Here is a 22,229-nt window from a genome sequence, read left to right as displayed (position 1 = left end):
GTTCAGTCCACAACACATATATATTCTCTACATATTTTTAGCTCAAATAATTGGAGAAAACTCATGAAAAAAGTCATTGCATTAGTTGGTGGAACAGGCCATGTTGGAAAACTCATTGCAGAGTCATTGCTTGGTAATCCCAATGTGCAACTTCGTCTACTTGTACGTCCAGACAGTCGCCAGAAAGTAAAAGCGCTTGAAGAACGTGGCGCACAGATAATTGAAGGTGAAATTGGAGTGGGTAATGAGGATGCGCTGGCTTCTCTTTGCCAAGGAGCAATGACCGTCATTTCCGCAGTTCAGGGTGGACCAGACATTATTATCGATGGTCAAAAACAATTACTGATTGCCGCGCGGAAAGCAGGAGTCAAGCGTTTTATTCCATCGGATTTTTCACTGAATCTTTTCAAGGTTACACCTGGTCATATTATTACTTCAGATTGGCGTCTTACATTCTCAGACATAGCGGATAAGGAACGTGGTAATATAGAGGTAGTACATATATTGAATGGTGGGTTTCTAGATAGCGGCATAATGTTTGATTTCCTTCGCCTCATCGACGTGAAAGAAAGCGTGGCTTATGTTTGGGGCGATGGTAAGCAAAATATGGATTGGACGACCTATGTCGATGCGGCACAGTACACGGCGGAGGTTGCTATTGATGAGCGCCCTGTACCACGCGCCTTCAAGGTAGCAGGCAATGTTCTTAATTTCCATGAAATTGTCAAGTTGTATGAAGAAGCATCAGGCGACAAGCTAAAAATTGTACAACTGGGGTCAATGGCAGACTTGGACTTACGTATTGAGGAATTGCTAAAAGGAGGTCAGCAAAATTTTCTCTCCTTCTTACCGCTGATGTATTATCGCTCCCTTTTAAATGGTGAAGCTAAGCTCGATTTACTGATGAATGATCGCTACCCATCAATAAAACCTACTACAATGCGCGAGTATATACAGAAGTATGTGAACATTGAAAAGCAGACCAATGAGTCAAGGTAATCACATTTAAAAGTTATTGATTTATTTATCCTGTGTGAAAATCCATGTGAATAGAGTAAGCCAATGACAAAACCTCTGCTAACTTCATTAATTTTTCAACACCTTGAAGCTATCCTCGACCTAAGGGTTAATAGAAGAAAGAAACATCGGTTGAGAATATTCTATTTAGTTGCCTCTGAAAGCTGCATAAACGTATTTGACATCCTATCCTCTCTTCCTAAAGGAGGGGGATGTCAATGGTGTATTTTCCAAATTGCCAATTGTGGTCGTTGATACTAAAAAGAAACTATCATGCAGGCTTTATGATTCTATCTATTGTATTAACTGAACTATAGGCATGAGAACTTATAACAGAAGACGGTGTAAATATTGATCATAGCAACTAGCTAATCTTTTTTATAACGTTTAATACTAGCTTTAATATCTGCCTTTGCAGAATCAACACCTTCAAAGCCATCGACTTTTACCCATTTGTTAGGCTCTAGGTCTTTATAATGCTCAAAAAAGTGCTTAATTTGATCCAATAATAGCTTGGATAAATCCGTTACTTCTCTTACATCATCATAAATCTTAGTAAGCTTGCTGCTGGGAACAGCAATGATTTTAGCATCAACACCTGATTCATCTGCCATTTTTAATACTCCAACAGGACGACAATTAATAATGACACCTGGTCTTAGTGCCACAGGTGCTACAACAAGTACATCTACAGGATCACCATCTTCAGATAGAGTATTTGGGACAAAACCATAATTACAAGGATATTGCATAGTCGTTGACATAAAACGATCTACAATCAGCATATTTGCATCTTTGTCAAACTCATATTTTACTGGCTCGTTATAAGCAGGAATTTCAATCACAACGTTGATGTCGTTTGGTGCGTCTTTGCCAACTTTTATATTTGCAAGCATAGTGTTTCCTTTTTTAGACTTGGTTTAAACATAATTAACTGGGTTATTTTCTTTCATTTATTATAATTATTCAACCCATTTAACTGATTATATGAATATCATGCTTTATCTTTTTTTACTTCTTATACTATCTGGTTGTTTAACAGGATTTTTGGCAGGTCTTCTTGGTATTGGTGGTGGCATTATTATCGTACCGGTATTGGCATTTGTTTTTCACCAATTACCACAAACGGCAGACTCATACATGCAATTTGCGGCAGGCACATCGCTTGGAATTATGATATTTACTACGTTTTCGTCCATACCCCACAAATTACGTGTACGAGAAGTAAATCTAACTATTGTGAAAATGCTTGTTCCTTGGATTATTAGTATGAATGTATTAGGTGCAATCATCGTGCGATTTCTTAACCCTAAAACCCTCAGTATTTTATTTGCGTGTTTAATGCTATTTATGTTCTCTCAAATGCTTTTGAAATCCCATAAAGTTAATGAAACACCAAAACGTAACGGTAGGCTCAAAAGCGCATTTTGGGGTAGTTTGGTTGGTATTAAATCAGGATTTTTTGGCATAGGTGGAGGTATTGTTACTATTCCTTATATCCACTCTCTTGGTTACTCAATACGCATAGCAATTGGCACTTCTAGCTTATTTACATTGGTTATTGCAATTACAGGCAGTGTTAGTTTTATCGTTACGGGCTATACCGAAAATTTATATACTCCGTGGAGTCTGGGTTACTTATATTTACCCGCGATTATATGTGTTGTCCCTACAAGTATGATTTTCTCAAAACTTGGCGCAAAGTTTTCAAGTAAAACATCCTCTAAAACGCTTAAAATCACTTTTCTTGCAATACTTCTAATCGTATCTATTAAAATGCTATGGATAGCGCTGTTGTAAAATCAACAGCATCTAATCTCACTATTAAAAAAACTTTGAGTTATAAACTCTATAAAACACAGGAGCTTAGCGCTATAATTTCAATCTCTAAATAAACAGGTTAGATAAAAGAGTATTTTCATTAATGAGCATAAATCTAAATAAAACAGGACAAACCTATTCTAGACCTTGGGGTAGCTATAAAACCATCGAGCAAGGTAACGGCTTTCAGGCAAAATTAATTACGGTTAATCCAGGTGGTTGCTTATCGCTACAAAAGCACTCTAAACGTGCTGAACACTGGATTGTTATTCAAGGTACGGCAACGATCACTATTGATAATTCAACAAAAGATTATCAAGTTAATACACACGTTTATATTCCTACACAAGCTGTGCATAGACTGCATAATAAAACCAATGAAACTATCGCCATTATTGAAGTCCAAATAGGAAGTTATTTAGGCGAAGATGATATCATACGTCTAGATGATATTTATAACCGCAACTAAAAGCCCATTTATTGCACTTTCTCTCTTTAGTTTTTTTTGCTAACCTATGCCAAGTTTATAATTATTGAAGGTATGTGGTATTATTCAATGCTTACTTCTTTTCAGCGTCTTTACGGTTGGCTTGTTCATTTATTTACGGCCAGTGGTGCTGTTTTTTCCGTTTTGGCTTTAACCGCTTCTGCAGAAGCCTATGCTGCTAAACTTGCACACAATCATACAGACTTCATTTTTCATTTAAAACTTTCTTTTGCTTATGTCGTCATTGCTATCATTGTTGATGCTGTAGATGGCACATTAGCTCGACAAATAGATATTAAGAAACTTGCTCCACTTGATGGTAGCCTCATGGATAACATTATTGATTTTACTAATTATGCAGTTATTCCATCGGTTTGGGTGTTTATTACTGATGTCATCCCTGATAACCTAAAAATTATTTCGTTAACCTTGATCATACTTGCTTCATGCTACCAATTTTGTCAATTAGATGCCAAAACTAAAGACCATTTTTTTAAAGGCTTTCCAAGTTATTGGAACCTTACTATTTATTATTTGATTTACTTTCAATTTTCTATGACAACTAACTTTGTTATCATCGTAGCCTTAACCATTCTGACCTTTGTTCCGATTAAGTATATTTATCCATCTCGAATGAACTATTTAAGTCGACATAAGTTCATTATTACACTTATGTTTATTTATACCTTGATTTGGGGAGTCGCCACCATTGCCTCAGCTTTTTTGTGGCCTGTATCCCATGCTTTCTTAACGTGGACGATTGTAAGTTATATTCTTGTGTACTTCATTTTCAGCATTTATCGAACGTTAACCCCCTTGCACTAGCACGACTAGCCAAGTAAGAGTTACGCATTGATAAGAGAATGATTTTGCGATTGATTCCTACATTCTCTCAGGAATTTCAATACCAAGTAACTCTAATACTAAAATCAATTGTTTGAGTGTTAATTGACAAAGTGCAATTCTTGATTTTTGAGTCGTCTCATTTTCTTCAGTTGCAATCGGAGACTCTGAATAAAACTTATTAAACTGTACAGCCACTTGATAAGCATATTCACACAAATGATGTGGCTCACATTTATCATAGGTTCTTTGTAATGCTAATGGTAGTTGCGTTAAAGTAAGTTGCAGATTACGCTCAGCACCATTTGTAGCTTTACTTATTTTATATTGTAATGTACCACTAACTGAGTAGTTTAACTTTCTCAAGATCGATTTAATTCGCACGGCAGAATACAATAAATAAGGTCCTGTTTTGCCTTCATACTGCGAAAATTTGTCTAAATCAAAAATGTAGTCAGAGGTGTAAACATTAGAAAGATCAGCAAACTTTACCGTTGCTAATGCTACTTTATTAATAATATCCTCTTTTTCATTTCTACTTAGCCCTTCTTGCTCACGTAAACTAGCCCGTGTTTTTGCTTCGTCAATTAATGTGCTTAAACGCATTACTCCTCCTGAACGGGTTTTAAACGGTTTTCCGTCTTTGCCATTTAAGGTACCAAAACCAATGTGAATAAGCTCTGTATTTGGCGCAATACCAGCTTTTTTAGCCGCAGTAAAGACTTGTTTAAAATGCAGGCTCTGACGCTTGTCCACCACGTAAATGATTTTTTGTGCTTGATAGTCTTGGACACGCTCTAAAATCGTTGCTAAATCGGTTGTACCATACATAACTGCACCATCAGATTTAACTAAAATCAAAGGTGGAGTTTTATCGTCTTCAGCAACTGGAATAATAATTGCACCTTGACTCTCTTTAGCAACGCCGTTATCCAAGCAATTTTTCACCATATCATCGATAAGTGCCTGCACATCACTTTCACCTTTCCAAAGATCAAAATAAATATCTAAATCCGCATAGTCTTTTTTAAGCTCTGCAATAGATACATTAACAAAATGCTGCCATAGTGCACGATAGCCACGTCTGCCTTTTTGGAGCTCTGCTGTAGCAAGGCGCGCCTTTTCCATCTCGTTTTCATTTTCTTTACAACGAGCTGAAGAACGTGGATAAATTTCAGATAACTCATCTACAGTAACAGGGGGTTCTATAGGATACGTACCTGTAAAGTTTTCATCAAAGTAAGGCAAATCAGGATACATTTTACGAATTTCTTCAATCAGCATCCCCATCTGTGTCCCCCAATCACCTAGGTGCACATCGCTTAACACTTCATCTCCATAAAAGCGATAAACACGTTGTAAACAATCGCCAATTAATGGTGAACGAATATGTCCTATGTGCAGTGGCTTAGCAACGTTAGGACCACCAAAATCCATCATTACTTTTTGTGGAGTTTCTGTTTTAGGACAACCTAAACGTGAGTTAGCTAACATTTGATTCATCCAATCTGCCAAAAAATTGTCATTTAAAGTAATATTGATAAATCCTGGCATAACTCCAGTAACATCCTTGAAGATGAGGTTGTCTTTAACCTGATTAATAATATCATTGGCAATTTGGATAGGTGATTTTTTTAGTTGCTTTGCCAAAGGCATTGCACCATTACATTGAAACTGACCCAATTCAGGGCGTGCTGACATTTGGACCTTAGCTAGTTTTGGTTCTAAGCTTAACTTCTCAAATGCCTGAGAAAAAAGAGTAGTTAAATAGTCTTCAAGTATCAATACATCTACAGGTAACTCACTTTGCACAACAGTCATTTTTAGAAACTCATTTACCATATACTTTATGAGGTTTGGATTATATACTCATAACAACCCATTTTATAGCGTTTATGACTTTAAATTTTGTGATAGGTATATAGCTTTTGATAAAAGATCACCGTGTATAAAAATCTCATAAACAAGAATAATGAATCTATTTACAAAATATGACATACTACACAAAAAATTAAGTTTCCATTTTATTTTATGCAACACACAGGTCTATTTGAGCGCACTTCTATCTTAGTTAATAATACAGGTATTGATAAACTTAAAAATGCACATGTTCTTTTAGCAGGCATTGGTGGTGTTGGCTCTTTTGCTGCTGAAGCACTTGTGCGCAGTGGCGTTGGTGAGATTACTTTAATCGATCATGATACCGTTTCTACATCCAACCTTAATCGTCAACTCGTTGCTCTTCATTCCACTATTGGTATTAAAAAAGCATTGGTCATGAAAAATAGAATTTTGGATATTAACCCTAGCTGCCAAGTCAATATTGTCGAAGACTTTATTCGTACAGAGGATATGAATAATATTCTCAATAAACCTTATGACTTTGTTATTGATGCAATTGATAGCCTTGCTTGTAAAGTTGCGTTTGTTAGTACTGCACATAAAAAAGGCTATAAGGTTATCTCGAGTATGGGTGCTGGTGGCAAACTTGATCCTACTCAAATAAAAGTTGATGACATTTATAAAACACGTGTGTGCAAACTTGCAAAATTCATGCGCATTCGCTTACGTCGTCAACATGTTACAAAAGGAATTCTAGCGGTTTATTCAACTGAAAACTCCTTGCCGCCTTTACCACCAGAACCTGTCATTGGCTCTGGACGTGATCGCGCTGTTAATGGCACCATTAGCTATATGCCTGCTTTATTTGGACTTACCATTGCAGGCATGGTGATTAAGCAAATCGTTGATGGGGCTAAATAACTCATTATATCTAAAAGAAAGACAATTAAAGATTCAAAATCACACAAGAATCAGGACACATCTGTTTTAAACTTTCTGAAGGTAAAAAATATAAAACAAATCACAATCAATACCACACAAGAAATTGCCGAGACCTTAGTAATCATGTCAAATACATTATAGTAGTTTGTGGCGCTGGTGATTAAGAAATCCCCTGCTGTTTTAGCTGCATCGACACTCGTAAGTGTTGCAATCTCGGCTGCCAAATAGTTTGCAATCGATCCCGTAATAAGCATATAAAGTCCTGCTAAGAATCCAACTGATCCCCCTGGATTAAGACGTGTAATTTCAGCTAGTGCCACCGGATCTACAAAAAGCTCAGCAAAACCAATCATAATCAGACCAACCATTACCCACAGCATAGAAACGTGTCCATCATTTGCTGCTGCAATTTTAGCACCTAACATAATCATAAAAAAACCAAAGGTGAGAAACAATAAGCCAAAAGTAATTTTAACTAGTGCCCTAAAGTGCACACCTGCCTTTAATAACCAATACCAAACTTGCGACATAATGACTCCACCAATTAAAATCGCAAATGGGTTAATCGATTGAAAAGCTGCTGCTGGAATTATAAAGCCATCAAATTCACGTATAACATTACGCTCAACAAACAAACTAATCGAGCTACCACCTTGCTGATTAAATGCCCAGAAAATCAAACCAAAAATCATAAAGAAGCAAATAGCAAATAGCGCTTTTTTATCTTTCCGATCAAGCTTCAAAAACAAAAAGAATAAGAAATATAAACTCCCTGCCACACATAAAAATAAGATCCAACCCGCAAACAAATAATAAAGCGCAAAGCTAAAAAAAACAGCACTTAATACAATCAATATCACAATAGACGGTAACACTTTAATATTAATTAACCCTTTCTCTTTTAACGATTGCCATTGTGGATCATTGCCCGCTTTAAAATGTTTACGACCACTAATGAAAATAACAAGCCCAATTGCCATACCAATTGCAGCTAATAAAAACCCATAATGCCACCCCCATGTTTGCGCTGCCCATGCACACAAAATAGGAGAAACAAAAGCGCCAACATTGCCACCAACATACATTAAGGCAAATCCGCTGTCACGCTTTGAGTGTTCACGTGAGTAAGTGGCTCCTAATAAACAAGATATATTTGTTTTGAATAAGCCATAGCCACAGATAACAAGTGCCAAACCAAAATAAAGCCCACTACCATCTAGCCCCAAAACCAAATGACCTGCAACCATCGTTGCCGCCCCCAGTAAAGTCGCCCAATAATAACCTAAATACCGATCCGCGATCATACCCCCTACAATTGGTGTAACATATACAAGTGCGGTATACGCGCCATATAGTGCATAAGCATGGTTATCGGTAAATAACAGCTTCTGTGTTAAATACAAAACCAATAACGCACGCATACCGTAATAACTAAAATACTCCCACACATTGACCGCAATAGTGTAATATAGCGATTTAGGCTGAGACTCCTTTGTTTGATCCATCTAAAGTTCCTTTAATGAAATAAACTTGAACCCTTATCATAACGAAATATTGGCAAAAGGATATGATAAAATATATTCTAATCAATAAAAAATAGGTAAGTACAAGCAAAATCAAAGCTATATCGTACCCTGTAGCGAGATTCTAGCGATTTTATAACAAATTATATATTTAATACTTAAAACAAGTGACTAAATCGAAAATTTATACAAAGCTGGTCAAAAAAGGAGTAGACAAAATGGATGATACAAAATTACTATCACATGATTTTCTTAAAAATTCAATTTTCAAAGAATGTATCGACTTATTTTATGATGCCATTTTAGTTTTTGACGATAAACAGCATGTTGTTGAAGCAAATAAACCTGCTGAAAATTTTCTTAAGTTATTCACGACAAGAGTTGTTAGATAAAACACTAGATCAGTTTGTGTCACATGAGTATAAGAAAAAACATCAAATATTATTTACAAAGACCAGAAAAGAAAAGTATGGGACAAAGAACCGCTACTTTACAGATTACCGATAAATTTATGAATACAACACCTGTAGACATATCTCTTACACCTATTACCTATACTTTGTGCTAGTAATCGTGCGCCAATAGCTTGTTTATATAATACTCCTTATTACAATATTGCTGCTATGATCAATATCTATTCCTTTCTCTAGTACCTGTCTTACCAAATCCACAGCAATATTATAGAGTTTATCGACTGACTCTTGATTGAGAATCAAATTCAATTGCCAACTGACTTAAAACTTAAATTGGATTGCTATTATCCGGTAAGTTCACGCTGTCACCACCATCAGTGGTAAAGGTATAAGCATGTGCAATTGACTCTGTACAACATTATATAATGGCTTAACCATGATAGGAATCCTTTTTCTTTTTTTAAATCTATGGAAATAACTCTATTTCTACTGCCAAACGTATCCTATACCCAAAAATGATTCTGCTAAGTGGGAGGAAATTACTTTGAAGGTTATCTTGTTTTATGTTGAGACGATATCTATAATTCGAACAATTCAAAAGACCGGGGGAAAAGAAATGAAAAGAAACAAAATAGAAAGTGGAATGAAAAAAATTACCTTACTGTGTTTAGCAGGAATATTAACTGCTTGTGGTGGTAGCCCAACTGCAAACGATGATAAAAAAGTATCTGGGATAGTGGTATCAGATAATAAAGGAGGGACTATTTTTCCAGAATATATTGCAAAGGATAAGGAGGCATTAGGCTCTTTATCTATCGGCAGCTCAAACCTTTCAAGTACATTGAAAGTAGGTAGTAAACACGTAAGCACGTATCAAATTAAAGCTATTGACATTTTTCCTAAAAATGTTGAGATTGACCTTGATAATCTTCCTCCAATTAATAGTTGTATAAATGCAAGCCCACAATCATTTAATTCGTTTACAGAGTTTTGTATTCTTCCATTAAAGGCAAAGTTTGATACTTTAGGCTTAAAAAATATAAATATTGTGATTGACTTATCAAATGGAGAAAAAATTTCGTATAACCGCATTATTAATGTTGTAAATAAACATTCACATCTTTTGTCTCAACCAATATTGATGAATTCATTGGATGCGTTGGATAATAAAATCTATATTTCTGGCGATAAAAAGGTTAGTTTGTACAATCCTTTTAATTATGCGATTAACAATATTAATCTGTTATTGAATGGTGAAGTTATCGGTAAAATCGCTCACCTTGAAGGCAAGTCAAGTGTTGTTTTAAATGATGAAATAAGTGCAAAAATAAATGCTGTACGTAACAAAGGAGCAGCTAATCAAGCTGGCTTACTTACAGCAGCTAATATAGGTGGAGAGTTGACTATTCAATTTATTGATGATCGTCAAGCTTTAGCAGAAATTGAGAACTTATTTATTCAAGATACAGGGGAAAACACCGTTAAGTTAATTACTTATCGTCCAAATTTAAAGATCACAAAAGTTGAATTTAACAAAAATACATTAAGCGGAGTTGACTGGGGTAATGAAAATGATTTTACACAAAATCATAATTTAAATAATGAACAAATATACGAGCTTAAATTTAATGTCAATTCTAATGCTAAAGGTAAAGGCACCGTTGAGATCACACTACTAGATGAAAGTAATAAAGAACATCCACAGGAAATCGTGTTAACAAGTCATATAACGGTAGCACCTGTCACGCTCGAAATACAATCTAACAGCATTGTAAACGATGACAACTATGCTCAAGCTAATATAATTGTAATAACCAATAACTCAAAGTTTAATTGGGCTCAAGTCGATTTATCTAGCTTTTCTTTAGATGGACTATCTTTAGTTAATAACGGTCAAATAATCAACAGCACACCTTCTTGTCTTTCACTAACCAATAATATTTTAAATACAAACGCTTCTTGCTACCTTAAAGTTGACGAAAATAGCGATACAAAATCGGGCTGGCATAATTTAACCATTAAAAAAGGCGATACAAATTTACTAGAAGATATCACTGTAGCTATTAAATCTATTAAATCCAATCGATCTGCATTTGTATATGAACCAGTAAGAATAGGTGAAAACCTTTACACATTAGACGTTTATAATAATACGAATGAAGATCAAAAACTTACGTTAAGTACTGAAAATATTAAAATTGAAATGGGTCAAGATTGCCTAAACCAAAATATCAGTAGTAAAAGCTCATGTTCAATCACTTTCAGCAAAGAAGATGTAACTAAAGAAGCAAATATTCAATATGACATTAAATTTGCAAATAGTGGTCAAGGCGACACTGACCTAAAAGCCATAGAACAAGGGAGGTATAATATACTTCCATCAGAACGACTATATTATATTGATAATAATACTGAGCTTAATTTTTATGATTTAAATCAAGGTGAAAATAAAGAAGTAAAAAAATTAAATGAAACCAATAGTGATATCACAACCATAAACGCTATCGTTTATGATTATAAAGGGTATTTTTATTTTGCCACAAATGTTAAAGGTGTTATTTATCGTTATATTGTTAATCAAAATAAACTTGATACCTTTATTAATTTACCGAGTAATGACTTTATTCAACATATGGTTATTGATGGTAAAAACAGAGCTTTAATCATTGTATCATTTAATCCAATAAATAAATTAAATTCGCTTTATGAGATAAATTTAGATACTTACATTTTATCTCCAATTGGTTCTTTTGTCGGCTCGATAAATAGAATGAGAGTCATAGGTGATGAAGTTCATATTTTGGGTAGTAATTTAGCTTTGGGTAGGGAAGTCCCTACAAATATATTGATATATCAAAATCAAAAAAAATCGTTAACTCATGCACCGCTTCCATTTACTTCAAATTTTGATGAAAGTGTTTTATTTGATGCTGCATTAATAGATTCAAGCTATTATTTAGCAACCTTAACAACAGGTAATTTAGCTGGATTGTATAAACTAAGTTATCCATTCAATGAAAATGAAACCGACAAAATTACCACTCCAATTCCATTTAACCAGGACTTCTTAAAAAGAAATGGTTATGTAAATAGACTTGAAATAAGTCAAAATGGAACCTTATATGGAAGCGGGAGGCTAAACAGTGGTTTTCCTTTGGCGCGTCTAAACAACAATATATTAAATCTTCAAACAACTCCGAACTATATTCGTAGCTTTGTTGGCTCCAAAGATGCAGTGTATTACAGTTTTGAAGAACATCAGGAAAATGCCAACGATGAGAATTATATAGGACGTTGGCTTGATGCTGACAGCACACTTGATAATTTAAGGTTAAAAACAATAAATTTGGTTGATAAGCTAGGAATTCAAAATTTAGAAAATATTACAGATAATCTATTCTTTGTCAAGGTGCCTAAATCTATTGAGGTTACAGAGCATAAAACAGGAAAAATTTCCTTAGCATTATCAAGGTCAAGATTATTAAAAGAAATACCTCATTATGAGTGGAGTGGTTTAAGCGGTTATTATGATGATGAGAATGCAACATATACTTTTACAGCGCCTTATTATAATCCTACAGGGAACAATACCCATCAAATAACACTTAAAGCAACTTCAGGTGAGAGTGTTCAAACATCAATTATCTTAGTTGAAGTTGAGAAAAATGATGATTTAAAGGGAATAGTTTCAGTTCAAGCGAATGATGAAGTAATTGAGAATGAGAAGATAGCTTTAAAAGCAATATTTGACAACTCTAATGTGCCACAACGTCAGGTAAAGGCGTATAAATGGACTATTCCAGACAATTGGGAATTTGATGAGACACGTTCAGATGATAATCAAAAGCAGATTACCGTTATTGCTCCAGCATGGGCTAGTATTCCTAAGGCTGTATTTACCGTAACAGCAACAGATAATGCGGACATTACAACGCTCGCATTTGAGCATGCGGTAACACTGAAGGCTAATCCGAACTTACAAGGCACGGCAAGGATTAGTGGAGGAAATGAGGCTACAGAGAATGACACAATTCAGTTGACTGCAAACTATGATTTACCGGATGATTCGCCTAATAGAAAGGCTGAGAGCTACACATGGACGATTCCACTTGACTGGGGAGTAGTAGCACCATCAAACTTAACCTTAATAGCGAATACAAGTAACCAACAATTAATTGTACCCGCTAATGTTTCTAATACTATTACAGTAAAAGCACCGCACTGGAATTTAAATGAAGTGGGGTTATTTACCGTTAAAGTGACGGATGCTGCTGGTATTACAACGGATAACTTAGCTATACATAATGTAACGGTGAAGGCTAATACGAGCTTAGGAGGCGAGGTCAATATAGAAAGTAGTACTAATTCTGTTATTGAGAATATGGAAATTACGTTGCATGCAAACTATATTACACCGCCAAATTCGCCAAACCGTCAACCGAAAGAGGATGGATATACCTGGAATATCCCAGATGACTGGAGCATGGTGTCAAGCGAAATAAATAAAGCGACACTTACAGTAAGAGCACCAGACTGGACTACAAATAAAATAGGATCATTTACCGTAACAGCACTGGATAATGCCGATGTAATAGCGTTAGCTATTCCATATGAAATCTCTGTTAAGAAAGATATGAACGTTACTGTTATGCTACAGAATACTATAGGTGATAAAATCCACGAGTTTCATATTGATTTAAAGGATATAACAACACTACCTGCTCCCCCTCCTGACTTATATTCAAAGGATGTAAATGTTGTTAGTTTGTTGTTTAACAAAGGAGAAGCGAGTAGAAATGAGTATCAGGCGTGCTGGGAGAGAACACAAACTAACGGGGGAAATTATGCATTTGAGTGTACTCAGGACGTGTTGCCTGAAATCACTGATAACCACTATATTTGGAAAGTTGTTAGCTTTTCTCCCAACAGAGAATACAATATTTATCTTATACCTACAACAACAGGCTCACGAACTAAAATACTACACCTTCTGTCAAGCTAATCATAGTGACATGGATGTTGAGAACCACTTATTTCATCGAATTTTGTAAATCAATCTAATAGAAAAAAAGTTTATTGAGTACTGAGAAGTTGTAAAAAATGCTGCTGATAGAATTTCATTTCTTCAATCGACTCCTTAATATCATCTAATGCAAGATGTACACTTTGTTTGTTAAATTGCTTTAAGAGATCTGGTCTCCACAAAGATGCTGCAATTTTAAATGAACTGACGTCGAGTAAGCGATAATGAAAATAGTCTTCTAACGTAGGCATGTATTTGGCTAAAAACCTGCGATCTTGCCAAATGGAATTGCCACATAAAGGTGATTGCCCCTTATGTACGTGTGGCTTAATAAATTCAAGAATCTGCCACTCAGCCTCTGTAACTGAAACTTTACTGTGGCGCACACGCTCAGTTAAACCTGAGGCCTGATGAGTTTTAATACACCATGAATTCATATTTTGCAAAACTTCATCGCTTTGATGAATAGCGATTGCTGGCGATTCTGCAACGATATTGAGATTAGAGTCAGTGATAATGGTAGCAATCTCAAGAATATAACAGCTGTCTATTTCAAGACCTGTCATTTCAAGATCAAGCCAAATAAGGTTGCTCTTTGTTTCAGTGTTTTCGGTTGTCACAATTACTCCTTGGCACGAGAAACGTATTCACCTGTACGTGTATCAACTTTAATGATTTCATCAATTTGTACAAATAACGGAACACGAACCACAGCACCTGTTTCTAGTGTTGCAGGTTTCCCTCCACTACCAGCTGTATCCCCCTTTAAGCCAGGGTCAGTTTCAGTGATCCTCAATTGCACAAAGTTGGGTGGTGTAACGCTGATTGGCTCACCATTGAAAAGGGTAATAGAACATTGATCTTGTTCCTTGATCCATTTCTTACTGTCGGCTAAGGCAACCTCACTGATATTGTATTGCTCAAACGTTTCATCGTGCATAAAAACGTAGAATTCCCCATCAAAATAAGAATAGCTTGCAGAAACTTCTTGTACATCAGCAGCATCAACACTTTCACCAGATTTAAATGTTTTTTCAATCACACGACCGTTTTTCAAGTTACGGAGTTTAACGCGATTAAATGCTTGACCTTTTCCAGGTTTCACAAATTCATTTTCAACAATAACCATTGGGTTGCCATCAATTAAAAGTTTAAGACCATTTTTAAATTCGTTTGTACTAAAACTTGCCATCTTTATCCTCTTTAGTATATTAACGCTACTTTAATTGCAAAATGCTGATCATGATACACCAAAACAAAAGCACACAACAGACTGATGTAATACGAAGTTGGAAAAAATCCTTACAACAAGGTTTTTCTAATTGGCTTGAGCTTGCACAATTTTTACAGCTTAATCCAGATGAATATTCTGTTGTATCTATCAAGCATTTCCCGATGCGCGTACCACTGAGTTTTGCTCAAAAAATGGAAAAGGGGAATATCAATGACCCTTTGTTAAGACAAGTATTACCAATCAGTGAAGAACTTCAAACTGCTGATGGTTATGTTTTGGATCCTTTAAATGAGATGGCATTTAATCCTATCAAAGGTCTTTTACATAAATATCACAATCGTGCACTATTGATGCTACATCCAGCTTGTGCCATTCACTGTCGATATTGCTTTCGCCGAGAGTTTGATTACAAAGCACAAACACAAGCCAAAGAAAGCTGGCAATATGTATTTGAATATCTTAAAACACATTCTGAGTTAGATGAAGTTATCTTCAGTGGTGGCGATCCACTTATGCACAATGATGAAACTTTAGATTGGTTTATACAGCATTTGGAGGAGATTTCTCATATCAAGCGCTTACGCATTCATACACGTATTCCTGTTGTTTTACCTGATCGTATAACAGAAGGTTTGGTCAAAGTATTCAATAAAACGCGCTTACAAAAAATCATGGTCATTCATGCAAATCATCCTAATGAAATTGCACAGGATGTGACTATTGGACTTAAAAAATTACAACAGATTGGTTTTACGTTATTAAATCAATCGACCTTGTTAAAAGGTGTAAATGATCATCCAGAAACTCTAAAAGCACTTTCAGAAGCGCTTTTTGAAGCTGGCGTGATACCATATTATTTGCATCTATTGGATAAGGTTAAAGGTGCTATACATTTTGATATAGAAGAAAATAAAGCCAAAGAGATCCATGCACAATTAAAATCAATTACTTCAGGTTTTTTAGTTCCTAAGTTGGTACGTGAAATTGCACATCAAAGGTCAAAGACATGGATAGGTTCAGAAAAGTTTTGATAATAAGATGTCATTACGGCTCATAATATGTAACACTAAAAAAACTAAAAAATGGATGAATTATGCTATAAATAATAAAAAAGGTATTACTTATGACAGCAGTGTCAACGAGTACAACATTTGCCTCAGATTGTGATATTAGTACGCTTCATAAGGTATTTGATTTAATTGCAAAACGTGCACAAATCATGCAAAGTATCGCAGCAGATAAATATGTTAAAAAGTCTAGTATATACGCATCAGAACGTGAGTTAGAAGTCCTCAAACATGTAAAAGATGTGGTCCATCAGCAAGGTTTGCCAGTCTACCCTATGTTGGTTTTTACCCAAATTCAAATGGATATGTCGAAATTTATTGAACAGTATTGGCTAAATGTCTGGATAAAAACACCCGATTATTTTCAGCAACACAATCTTGATTTAGAGCTATTAAGGAATGAAATCACCAAAATTGACGATCAACTTTATCCTGCAATTAAAGAATCCCTACCTTCATTTAAACGCTGTTCGATGACAACGAGCATTACGTTGTTTAGTAAAGCAATGGAAAATGTAAAAGGAATTCCAACTGACCCTGATTATACTAGTCTCATGCTGGCAAGCTTGGTGGCAGTGTCTCAAGTGCAGCAATAACTTTTTGAGGTGTCAATTTATTCAAGCAATCCATATGGCCTAACGGACATTCGCGTTTAAAACAAGGACGACAGCTTAAATCATCAAGATAAATGCTTTTTGCACGTTGATTTAATGGCGGAGTAAATTTATCCGAGGTTGAGCCATAAATAACAAGCGTCGGGATATTTAGTGCGCAGGCAATGTGCATAAGACCTGAATCGTTACTTATAACTTTCTCACACGCTGCTAATAAATAAACCGCATCTGTTAAACTTGTTTTTCCTGCTAAATTGAATAAATAAGCGTGATGATTACAACTTTTACTGATATCTGAACAGGTATCCTGATCTTTAATACCACCTAATAACAGCACTTGATAGTTTTTGTTGAGTAAATACTGCATAAGTTCAAGGTAATAAGCTGTAGGCCATTTTTTTGCTGGACCAAATTCAGCACCTGGACACAGTGCAATAGTCGGTTTGATGAATGCTAAACGATACTTTTGTTGAGCTTGAGTAATAAGTGATTGTTCTAGAGTGAACTTAGGGTAAGGGAGTTTAGCTATTAATTTTTCTTTGTTAGCAATACCTAACGCGCAAAAGCGTTCAATCATGAGTGGGTATTTGTTTTTATCTAGGCGCCTTCTATCATTAAGTAAGAAAAATCGGGCTTCTCCATGCCACCCAATACGTGTTTTAATTTTAGCAAAATAGGGAATAAGGGCAGATTTCCATGAATTAGGCAAAACGATAGAGTGGGTATAGCCTTTGTTTAAGAATTCTTTTGCTTTTTGTTTACGTGCTTTAAGTCCAAACTCACCATGTTTAAATTCAAGTGTAAATGTCGCATTTACTTGAGGCATAAAATAAGCTAACTCACAACAATGTTTGGGTGCTGCAATATCAATCACACAATCAGGATAAAGCACTTTCAGATAGCGATAAAGTGATTGTGACATCACCATATCTCCCACCCAGCTAGGTGCAATAATTAAATATTTACGCATGTGTACTACTTTTGCTGTTAATCACAACAAAGCGCGTACTGCAATATGGGCAAATGCCTTCATCTTGATCTTTTAAGTCGATATAAACGCGAGGATGTTGATTCCATGAAGCATGTTCAGGCGTTGGACAGCAAATACGTTGACCTTTTTTTACTTCAACTGTCAGGATATTTTTTTTGACGGACATAAATCATTAACTGTAGTTAGTAATCTTGACGTTAGTTTAGCATAGAAAAGTATTGGCTTTAAGACTGATTAGCACTATATCTTTGAGTGTGATATTAACTAATACTCTCGCTTAATAATATATTCAGCCAATTGCTTTAAGTTTTCGGTATTAAATTGAGAGAGCCTGTCTAAATGTAGATACGCTTCTTTTATTAATGTATAAAGAAGCATTTTGGTTTTTTCTATTCCAAGTAAGCTCGGGTAAGTGGATTTGTTGAGTTTAAGATCACTCATATTAGATTTACCAAGAATTTTGGTATCGGATGTTGCTTCTAATAAATCGTCTTTAACTTGAAACGCAAGACCAATACATTCGCTAAATTTAATAAGGTGCTGCTCAATGTGCTTATCTAAATAATAACTTGATGCTAAAAATGGCAACACAACAGAAGCTGTTAGAAGTTTCCCTGTTTTGAGTTTATGAATTGTCTCCAACGTTTTAATTGTTTGAGTATTCCCCTCAGCATCAATATCCAACTGTTGACCAGCAACCATGCCTTTTGCTCCTGTATGTGTCGCTAAAACAAATAGAATATTTTTTAGCTGATCGATATTAATTTCTTTAAGTTCACTTAGAGCCTGAAACGCGATACTTTGCAAAGCATCAGCCGCTAAAATTGCCGTTGCCTCATTATATTGGATATGACAAGTTGGTTTGCCACGGCGAAGTGCATCATCATCCATAGCAGGTAAATCGTCGTGGATAAGCGAGTAGGCATGCATCGCTTCTAAGGCAAAGGCTATATAGTGTTTGTTATCGGTATGACAACCAAAACAATCAGCACTTAAATAAGATAAAATAGCACGAATGCGCTTGCCGCCATCTAAAAAGCTATAAGCCATAGCAGATTGTAAACGCTCGCTCGGTATCCTCTGCTGGTAAAAGTAGTCTCTAGCAAACATTTCAAATTGTTGTCTAATAGATTCAAATTTAGCTAGCATAAATAACGCTTAATTAGGGTTAGTTGTTTGTTCAGTGCACCTTGATTCTCTTTAAAGCATTTAAAGGCAGCAATTCCCATTTCATCGGCTTGATGAGGTTGTTCAATAAGCATTTTTATCTCGTAAGATAAGTCATGTGCATTAGAAACAATTTTCAAAGCACCTTTATCAATAAGCCGTTGTGCAACCACCATAAAGTTAAATACAGATGGTCCAGATAATATAGGTTTTGAAAGTGCGGCAGGTTCCAGCATATTGTGTCCACCTGTACCAGAAAAACTCCCTCCGACAAAACTAATATCACTTGCTGCATAAAAAAGCATCATCTCACCCATTGTATCAGCAAGATAGACATTAATATTCTGAAGTTTCTGATTTTGTGTTGTTCTCCGTACATACCTTAATCCTTGACCAGCAATGAGCTTGGCAACTTGATCAAAGCGCTCAGGGTGGCGTGGAATTAATATCAATAACGCATTAGGATAGGATTTTAATATGTTTTGATGAGCATTTAAAACAACCTCATCTTCCCCTTGGTGAGTGCTAGCAGCAATCCAAACAACCTTATTTTGTAGTGAAGCTCTAAATGTTTTGGCTTGATTCAAGATCCCATCATCGATCGTAAAGTCATATTTTAAATTACCATCAACGGTTATTTTATCACGTGCAACCCCCAGTTTAATAAACCGCTTATAATCATCTTGGGTTTGTGTACTGATATGAGCTATTTGGCTTAGCATTTTACGGGTGATAAAGCCAAGCTTAGCATAACCTTGAGCAGATTTTTCTGACAGACGTGCATTTATTAAAATAATTGGGATATGCCTTTTTTTACAAACAGCAAGTAAGTTTGGCCATATTTCGGTTTCCATAATAATACAAAGCTTAGGATCAATTTTGTTTATGAAGCGCTTTAAAAAAAATGCTATATCATAAGGAATATAACAATGATGAATATTGGTAAAATTTGCATATAGTTTTATAACCTGCGAACTTCCTGTTGGCGTCATCGTTGTGACGATGAAATCACGTACTGGATAATCAATCGCAAGCCTTTTAACCAAGGGGGCAATTGCAATGCTCTCACCCATTGAAACAGAATGAATCCAAATGCTATTTTTTAAAGAAAAGGGAGTGTTGCCAAAACGCTCTAACAAACGTTGACGATAGCCCTTATTATTGCGGCTTCTGATAAGTTTTTTAAGGACAATAAATGGGAGACCTAAAATAAAAAGACTATTATAAATGCACCTTATAGTCGTATAAATCATATATTGTGTTTTTCTAACCAATTCATATATTCAGTAACACCTGTTTTAACATTTTTAAAATGAACATCACAACCAATTTCGCGTAGCTGATCTAAGTTGGCTTCAGTGTAACTTTGATAATGACCTTTTAAATGTTCAGGAAATTCAATATATTGAATCTCACCTTCACCATAGTAATCTAAAATGCTATTGGCAATATTATTAAAAGGCTCAGCTTTGCCCGTCCCACAGTTAAAAATCCCAGAGATTTGAGGATGATCTAAAAACCATAAATTGACTTTGGCAGCATCTTCAACATAAACAAAATCACGCAACTGTTCACCTGGTTTAAAACCATCGTACGCACCAAAAAGCTTAACTGTTTTATGTTGTTTGAATTGTTTATAGTGATGAAAAGCAACACTAGCCATTGAGCCTTTGTGCATTTCATGTGGACCATAAACGTTAAAATATTTCAAGCCAACAATTTGACTTTGTGCTTTTGGTAATTGTTTTCTTACATATTGATCAAATAAAAACTTTGAATAACCATAAACATTAACAGGTCGCTCGTATTGACGCTCTTCGATGAAAGTGGTGTTATTACCATAAGTTGCTGCACTTGAAGCATAAATAAATGGAATTTTATGGCGTATGCAAAAATGCAGTAAAGTTTTACTATATTGATAATTATTGTTCATCATATATTGACCGTCCCACTCTGTTGTAACAGAACAAGCACCTTGATGAATAATCGCCTCAATATTTTCCACTTTAAGCTGTCCTACTCCAGAGCCAAAAGGTAAATACAATAAATCCGATTGAATGGCTTGTAAAAACTCAGCTTGATCACAGTAATCACGAATTTCATAATCAACAAGGTTAGTGAATTTATGACCATCTTTTAAGTCGTCAACAACTAAAATATCATCCCGTCCACAAATATTCAGTTGTTTGATAATATTGGCACCAATAAACCCTGCTCCACCGGTTACAACAATCATTTCTTTCTCGCTTGATTAAAAATATCAAGCGATTTTAACAAAAAAATGTGCCCTATGCTCGAATTTTCTAAATCAAACTTTAGTTTTCGCAGAATTTATATGGGCTTTGCTAAGCTTCGATTTGTCGAAAAATTAAAAATTGCTACAATAAAAAAATGGAATATACGAGTGTGGCTGAAGATGACAAAACCACCCTTAGACTTGCTAAATAGGCGTAAGTTTTTTACGGAAAATATTTATCCTTATCAGGAAAGAATGCCGCGTAAAGTCTATGAGCAGCAAAAAACACAGTTACAGATTGAACTGTTAAAAATGCAGCAATGGGTTAAATCAACAGGTCAAAAGATTTTGATCATTTTTGAAGGGCGTGATGCTGCGGGTAAAGGAGGAACAATTAAGCGCATGATGGAACATCTAAATCCACGTGGGGCAAGTGTTGTCGCCTTAGAAAAGCCTTCTGAACGAGAACAAGGACAATGGTATTTTCAGCGTTATATCCGTCATTTACCCACTGCAGGTGAAATTGTGATGTTTGATCGCTCATGGTATAACCGTGCTGGTGTTGAAAGAGTGATGGGATTTTGTACCCCTGAACAATATGAATTATTTTTAAAGCAGGCGCCTGAACTTGAAAAAATGTTAATACAAAGTGGAATACACCTTTTTAAGCTTTGGTTTTCAGTTAGTCAAAAGGAGCAAAAGATACGTTTTCAATCGCGCGCGGTTCATCCACTTAAACAGTGGAAGCTAAGTCCTATTGATAAAGCAAGTTTGGATAAATGGGATGATTATACAGAAGCTAAGGAAAATATGTTTTTACATACAGATACCGAATTTTCACCTTGGACCGTAATTAAATCTGATGATAAAAGACGAGCAAGAATCAATGCCATGCGTTTTATTTTATCAAAGCTAGATTATAAAAATAAAGATCCTAACATTGCGATCAAACCTGATCCACTTATTGTGGGGCTAGCAGGTGAGATTTATCCTGAATAAACTGCATAAA

Annotated in this window: 20 protein-coding genes; 10 read left to right on the top strand and 10 right to left on the bottom strand. The window is 35.4% G+C overall.

What is annotated here, in order from left to right; genetic code table 11:
* The first annotated feature begins 63 nt into the window (after positions 1-63).
* Positions 64-999 carry an NmrA family NAD(P)-binding protein gene (locus M1V25_RS00715; RefSeq protein ID WP_157966532.1) on the top strand — a complete coding sequence of 312 codons (936 nt, stop codon included), beginning with the start codon at positions 64-66 and terminating at the stop codon, positions 997-999.
* 386 nt (positions 1,000-1,385) lie between these two features.
* On the opposite strand, the gene ppa is transcribed toward M1V25_RS00715, so the two are convergent.
* Entirely contained in the window at positions 1,386-1,913 is a 528-nt protein-coding gene (ppa, locus tag M1V25_RS00710) for an inorganic diphosphatase (RefSeq protein WP_116963139.1), read from the bottom strand.
* Between the two features lie 91 nt (positions 1,914-2,004).
* Between ppa and M1V25_RS00705 the strand changes: the two genes are divergently transcribed.
* From M1V25_RS00705 to M1V25_RS00695, 3 genes are all read left to right on the top strand, one after another.
* Positions 2,005-2,817, top strand: coding sequence for a sulfite exporter TauE/SafE family protein (locus M1V25_RS00705; RefSeq protein WP_498842146.1), 813 nt, complete (start codon positions 2,005-2,007; stop codon positions 2,815-2,817).
* A gap of 124 nt (positions 2,818-2,941) precedes the next feature.
* The gene (locus tag M1V25_RS00700) at positions 2,942-3,307 is read left to right on the top strand and encodes a phosphomannose isomerase type II C-terminal cupin domain (RefSeq protein WP_498842145.1); all 366 of its coding nucleotides are present in this window, start codon (positions 2,942-2,944) and stop codon (positions 3,305-3,307) included.
* A gap of 87 nt (positions 3,308-3,394) precedes the next feature.
* On the top strand, positions 3,395-4,150 hold the full coding sequence (locus M1V25_RS00695; protein WP_498842144.1) for a CDP-alcohol phosphatidyltransferase family protein: 756 nt from the start codon (positions 3,395-3,397) through the stop codon (positions 4,148-4,150).
* 57 nt (positions 4,151-4,207) lie between these two features.
* Here M1V25_RS00695 and argS read toward each other — a convergent pair whose 3' ends face one another.
* The gene (gene argS / locus M1V25_RS00690; RefSeq protein ID WP_498842176.1) at positions 4,208-5,953 is read right to left on the bottom strand and encodes an arginine--tRNA ligase; all 1,746 of its coding nucleotides are present in this window, start codon (positions 5,951-5,953) and stop codon (positions 4,208-4,210) included.
* A 246-nt stretch (positions 5,954-6,199) separates the two neighbouring features.
* Here argS and M1V25_RS00685 point away from each other — a divergent pair, with 246 nt between their 5' ends.
* Positions 6,200-6,931 (top strand): tRNA threonylcarbamoyladenosine dehydratase, encoded by a 732-nt coding sequence (locus tag M1V25_RS00685; RefSeq protein ID WP_116963134.1) that lies wholly within the window; start codon positions 6,200-6,202, stop codon positions 6,929-6,931.
* A 50-nt stretch (positions 6,932-6,981) separates the two neighbouring features.
* Here M1V25_RS00685 and M1V25_RS00680 read toward each other — a convergent pair whose 3' ends face one another.
* Entirely contained in the window at positions 6,982-8,457 is a 1,476-nt protein-coding gene (locus tag M1V25_RS00680; protein ID WP_498842143.1) for a peptide MFS transporter, read from the bottom strand.
* Between the two features lie 236 nt (positions 8,458-8,693).
* On the opposite strand from M1V25_RS00680, the gene M1V25_RS00675 reads away from it, so the two are divergent.
* On the top strand, positions 8,694-8,867 hold the full coding sequence (locus M1V25_RS00675; RefSeq protein WP_157966531.1) for a hypothetical protein: 174 nt from the start codon (positions 8,694-8,696) through the stop codon (positions 8,865-8,867).
* 637 nt (positions 8,868-9,504) lie between these two features.
* The gene (locus M1V25_RS00670; protein ID WP_498842142.1) at positions 9,505-13,890 is read left to right on the top strand and encodes a ligand-binding sensor domain-containing protein; all 4,386 of its coding nucleotides are present in this window, start codon (positions 9,505-9,507) and stop codon (positions 13,888-13,890) included.
* 71 nt (positions 13,891-13,961) lie between these two features.
* Here M1V25_RS00670 and orn read toward each other — a convergent pair whose 3' ends face one another.
* Together orn and efp are read right to left on the bottom strand one after the other, a co-directional pair.
* Positions 13,962-14,531, bottom strand: a complete 570-nt coding sequence (orn, locus tag M1V25_RS00665) for an oligoribonuclease (RefSeq protein WP_275667738.1) — start codon at positions 14,529-14,531, stop codon at positions 13,962-13,964.
* 2 nt (positions 14,532-14,533) lie between these two features.
* Positions 14,534-15,103 carry an elongation factor P gene (gene efp / locus M1V25_RS00660; RefSeq protein WP_498842141.1) on the bottom strand — a complete coding sequence of 190 codons (570 nt, stop codon included), beginning with the start codon at positions 15,101-15,103 and terminating at the stop codon, positions 14,534-14,536.
* Positions 15,104-15,153: 50 nt separating this feature from the next.
* Between efp and epmB the strand changes: the two genes are divergently transcribed.
* Both epmB and M1V25_RS00650 read left to right on the top strand, forming a co-directional pair.
* Positions 15,154-16,176 (top strand): EF-P beta-lysylation protein EpmB, encoded by a 1,023-nt coding sequence (gene epmB, locus M1V25_RS00655; RefSeq protein ID WP_239986702.1) that lies wholly within the window; start codon positions 15,154-15,156, stop codon positions 16,174-16,176.
* A 92-nt stretch (positions 16,177-16,268) separates the two neighbouring features.
* Complete coding sequence (locus M1V25_RS00650; protein ID WP_498842140.1) at positions 16,269-16,808, top strand: chorismate mutase; 540 nt, start codon at positions 16,269-16,271, stop codon at positions 16,806-16,808.
* Here M1V25_RS00650 and waaF read toward each other — a convergent pair.
* The 5 genes from waaF to rfaD form a co-directional block, all read right to left on the bottom strand.
* On the bottom strand, positions 16,765-17,796 hold the full coding sequence (waaF, locus tag M1V25_RS00645) for a lipopolysaccharide heptosyltransferase II (RefSeq protein WP_498842139.1): 1,032 nt from the start codon (positions 17,794-17,796) through the stop codon (positions 16,765-16,767). The two genes, M1V25_RS00650 and waaF, sit on opposite strands and share 44 nt — an antisense overlap.
* A complete protein-coding gene (locus M1V25_RS00640; RefSeq protein WP_498842138.1) occupies positions 17,789-17,983 on the bottom strand; it encodes a zinc-finger domain-containing protein in 195 nt (64 codons plus the stop codon). Before M1V25_RS00640 ends, waaF begins: the two co-directional genes overlap by 8 nt.
* Positions 17,984-18,081: 98 nt before the next feature.
* Entirely contained in the window at positions 18,082-18,966 is an 885-nt protein-coding gene (locus tag M1V25_RS00635; RefSeq protein WP_498842137.1) for a polyprenyl synthetase family protein, read from the bottom strand.
* Positions 18,960-20,237, bottom strand: coding sequence for a lipid IV(A) 3-deoxy-D-manno-octulosonic acid transferase (waaA, locus tag M1V25_RS00630; protein WP_116963125.1), 1,278 nt, complete (start codon positions 20,235-20,237; stop codon positions 18,960-18,962). Before waaA ends, M1V25_RS00635 begins: the two co-directional genes overlap by 7 nt.
* Complete coding sequence (gene rfaD / locus M1V25_RS00625; RefSeq protein WP_498842136.1) at positions 20,234-21,220, bottom strand: ADP-glyceromanno-heptose 6-epimerase; 987 nt, start codon at positions 21,218-21,220, stop codon at positions 20,234-20,236. The genes waaA and rfaD overlap by 4 nt, the downstream gene beginning before the upstream one ends.
* A 180-nt stretch (positions 21,221-21,400) precedes the next feature.
* On the opposite strand from rfaD, the gene ppk2 reads away from it, so the two are divergent.
* Complete coding sequence (gene ppk2, locus M1V25_RS00620; protein ID WP_116963192.1) at positions 21,401-22,219, top strand: polyphosphate kinase 2; 819 nt, start codon at positions 21,401-21,403, stop codon at positions 22,217-22,219.
* Positions 22,220-22,229: the final 10 nt, after the last annotated feature.

This window comes from Candidatus Nebulibacter yamunensis, from assembly GCF_024208055.1.
Classification (GTDB): Bacteria; Pseudomonadota; Gammaproteobacteria; order Francisellales; family Francisellaceae; genus Caedibacter; species Caedibacter lacustris.
The sequence above is the reverse complement of the archived record's forward strand: the minus strand, read 5'-3'. Positions and strand labels throughout refer to the sequence as shown.

Coding starts and splice junctions, on each gene's coding strand:
- M1V25_RS00670 (WP_498842142.1), top strand. CDS start 9,505: ATGAAAAGAAACAAAATAGAAAGTGGAATGAAAAAAATTACCTTACTG.
- M1V25_RS00715 (WP_157966532.1), top strand. CDS start 64: ATGAAAAAAGTCATTGCATTAGTTGGTGGAACAGGCCATGTTGGAAAA.
- rfaD (WP_498842136.1), bottom strand. CDS start 21,220: ATGATTGTTGTAACCGGTGGAGCAGGGTTTATTGGTGCCAATATTATC.
- ppk2 (WP_116963192.1), top strand. CDS start 21,401: ATGACAAAACCACCCTTAGACTTGCTAAATAGGCGTAAGTTTTTTACG.
- waaF (WP_498842139.1), bottom strand. CDS start 17,796: ATGCGTAAATATTTAATTATTGCACCTAGCTGGGTGGGAGATATGGTG.
- M1V25_RS00685 (WP_116963134.1), top strand. CDS start 6,200: ATGCAACACACAGGTCTATTTGAGCGCACTTCTATCTTAGTTAATAAT.
- M1V25_RS00680 (WP_498842143.1), bottom strand. CDS start 8,457: ATGGATCAAACAAAGGAGTCTCAGCCTAAATCGCTATATTACACTATT.
- M1V25_RS00700 (WP_498842145.1), top strand. CDS start 2,942: ATGAGCATAAATCTAAATAAAACAGGACAAACCTATTCTAGACCTTGG.
- M1V25_RS00650 (WP_498842140.1), top strand. CDS start 16,269: ATGACAGCAGTGTCAACGAGTACAACATTTGCCTCAGATTGTGATATT.
- waaA (WP_116963125.1), bottom strand. CDS start 20,237: ATGATTTATACGACTATAAGGTGCATTTATAATAGTCTTTTTATTTTA.
- M1V25_RS00705 (WP_498842146.1), top strand. CDS start 2,005: ATGAATATCATGCTTTATCTTTTTTTACTTCTTATACTATCTGGTTGT.
- M1V25_RS00675 (WP_157966531.1), top strand. CDS start 8,694: ATGGATGATACAAAATTACTATCACATGATTTTCTTAAAAATTCAATT.
- efp (WP_498842141.1), bottom strand. CDS start 15,103: ATGGCAAGTTTTAGTACAAACGAATTTAAAAATGGTCTTAAACTTTTA.
- epmB (WP_239986702.1), top strand. CDS start 15,154: ATGATACACCAAAACAAAAGCACACAACAGACTGATGTAATACGAAGT.
- ppa (WP_116963139.1), bottom strand. CDS start 1,913: ATGCTTGCAAATATAAAAGTTGGCAAAGACGCACCAAACGACATCAAC.
- M1V25_RS00640 (WP_498842138.1), bottom strand. CDS start 17,983: ATGTCCGTCAAAAAAAATATCCTGACAGTTGAAGTAAAAAAAGGTCAA.
- M1V25_RS00695 (WP_498842144.1), top strand. CDS start 3,395: ATGCTTACTTCTTTTCAGCGTCTTTACGGTTGGCTTGTTCATTTATTT.
- M1V25_RS00635 (WP_498842137.1), bottom strand. CDS start 18,966: ATGCTAGCTAAATTTGAATCTATTAGACAACAATTTGAAATGTTTGCT.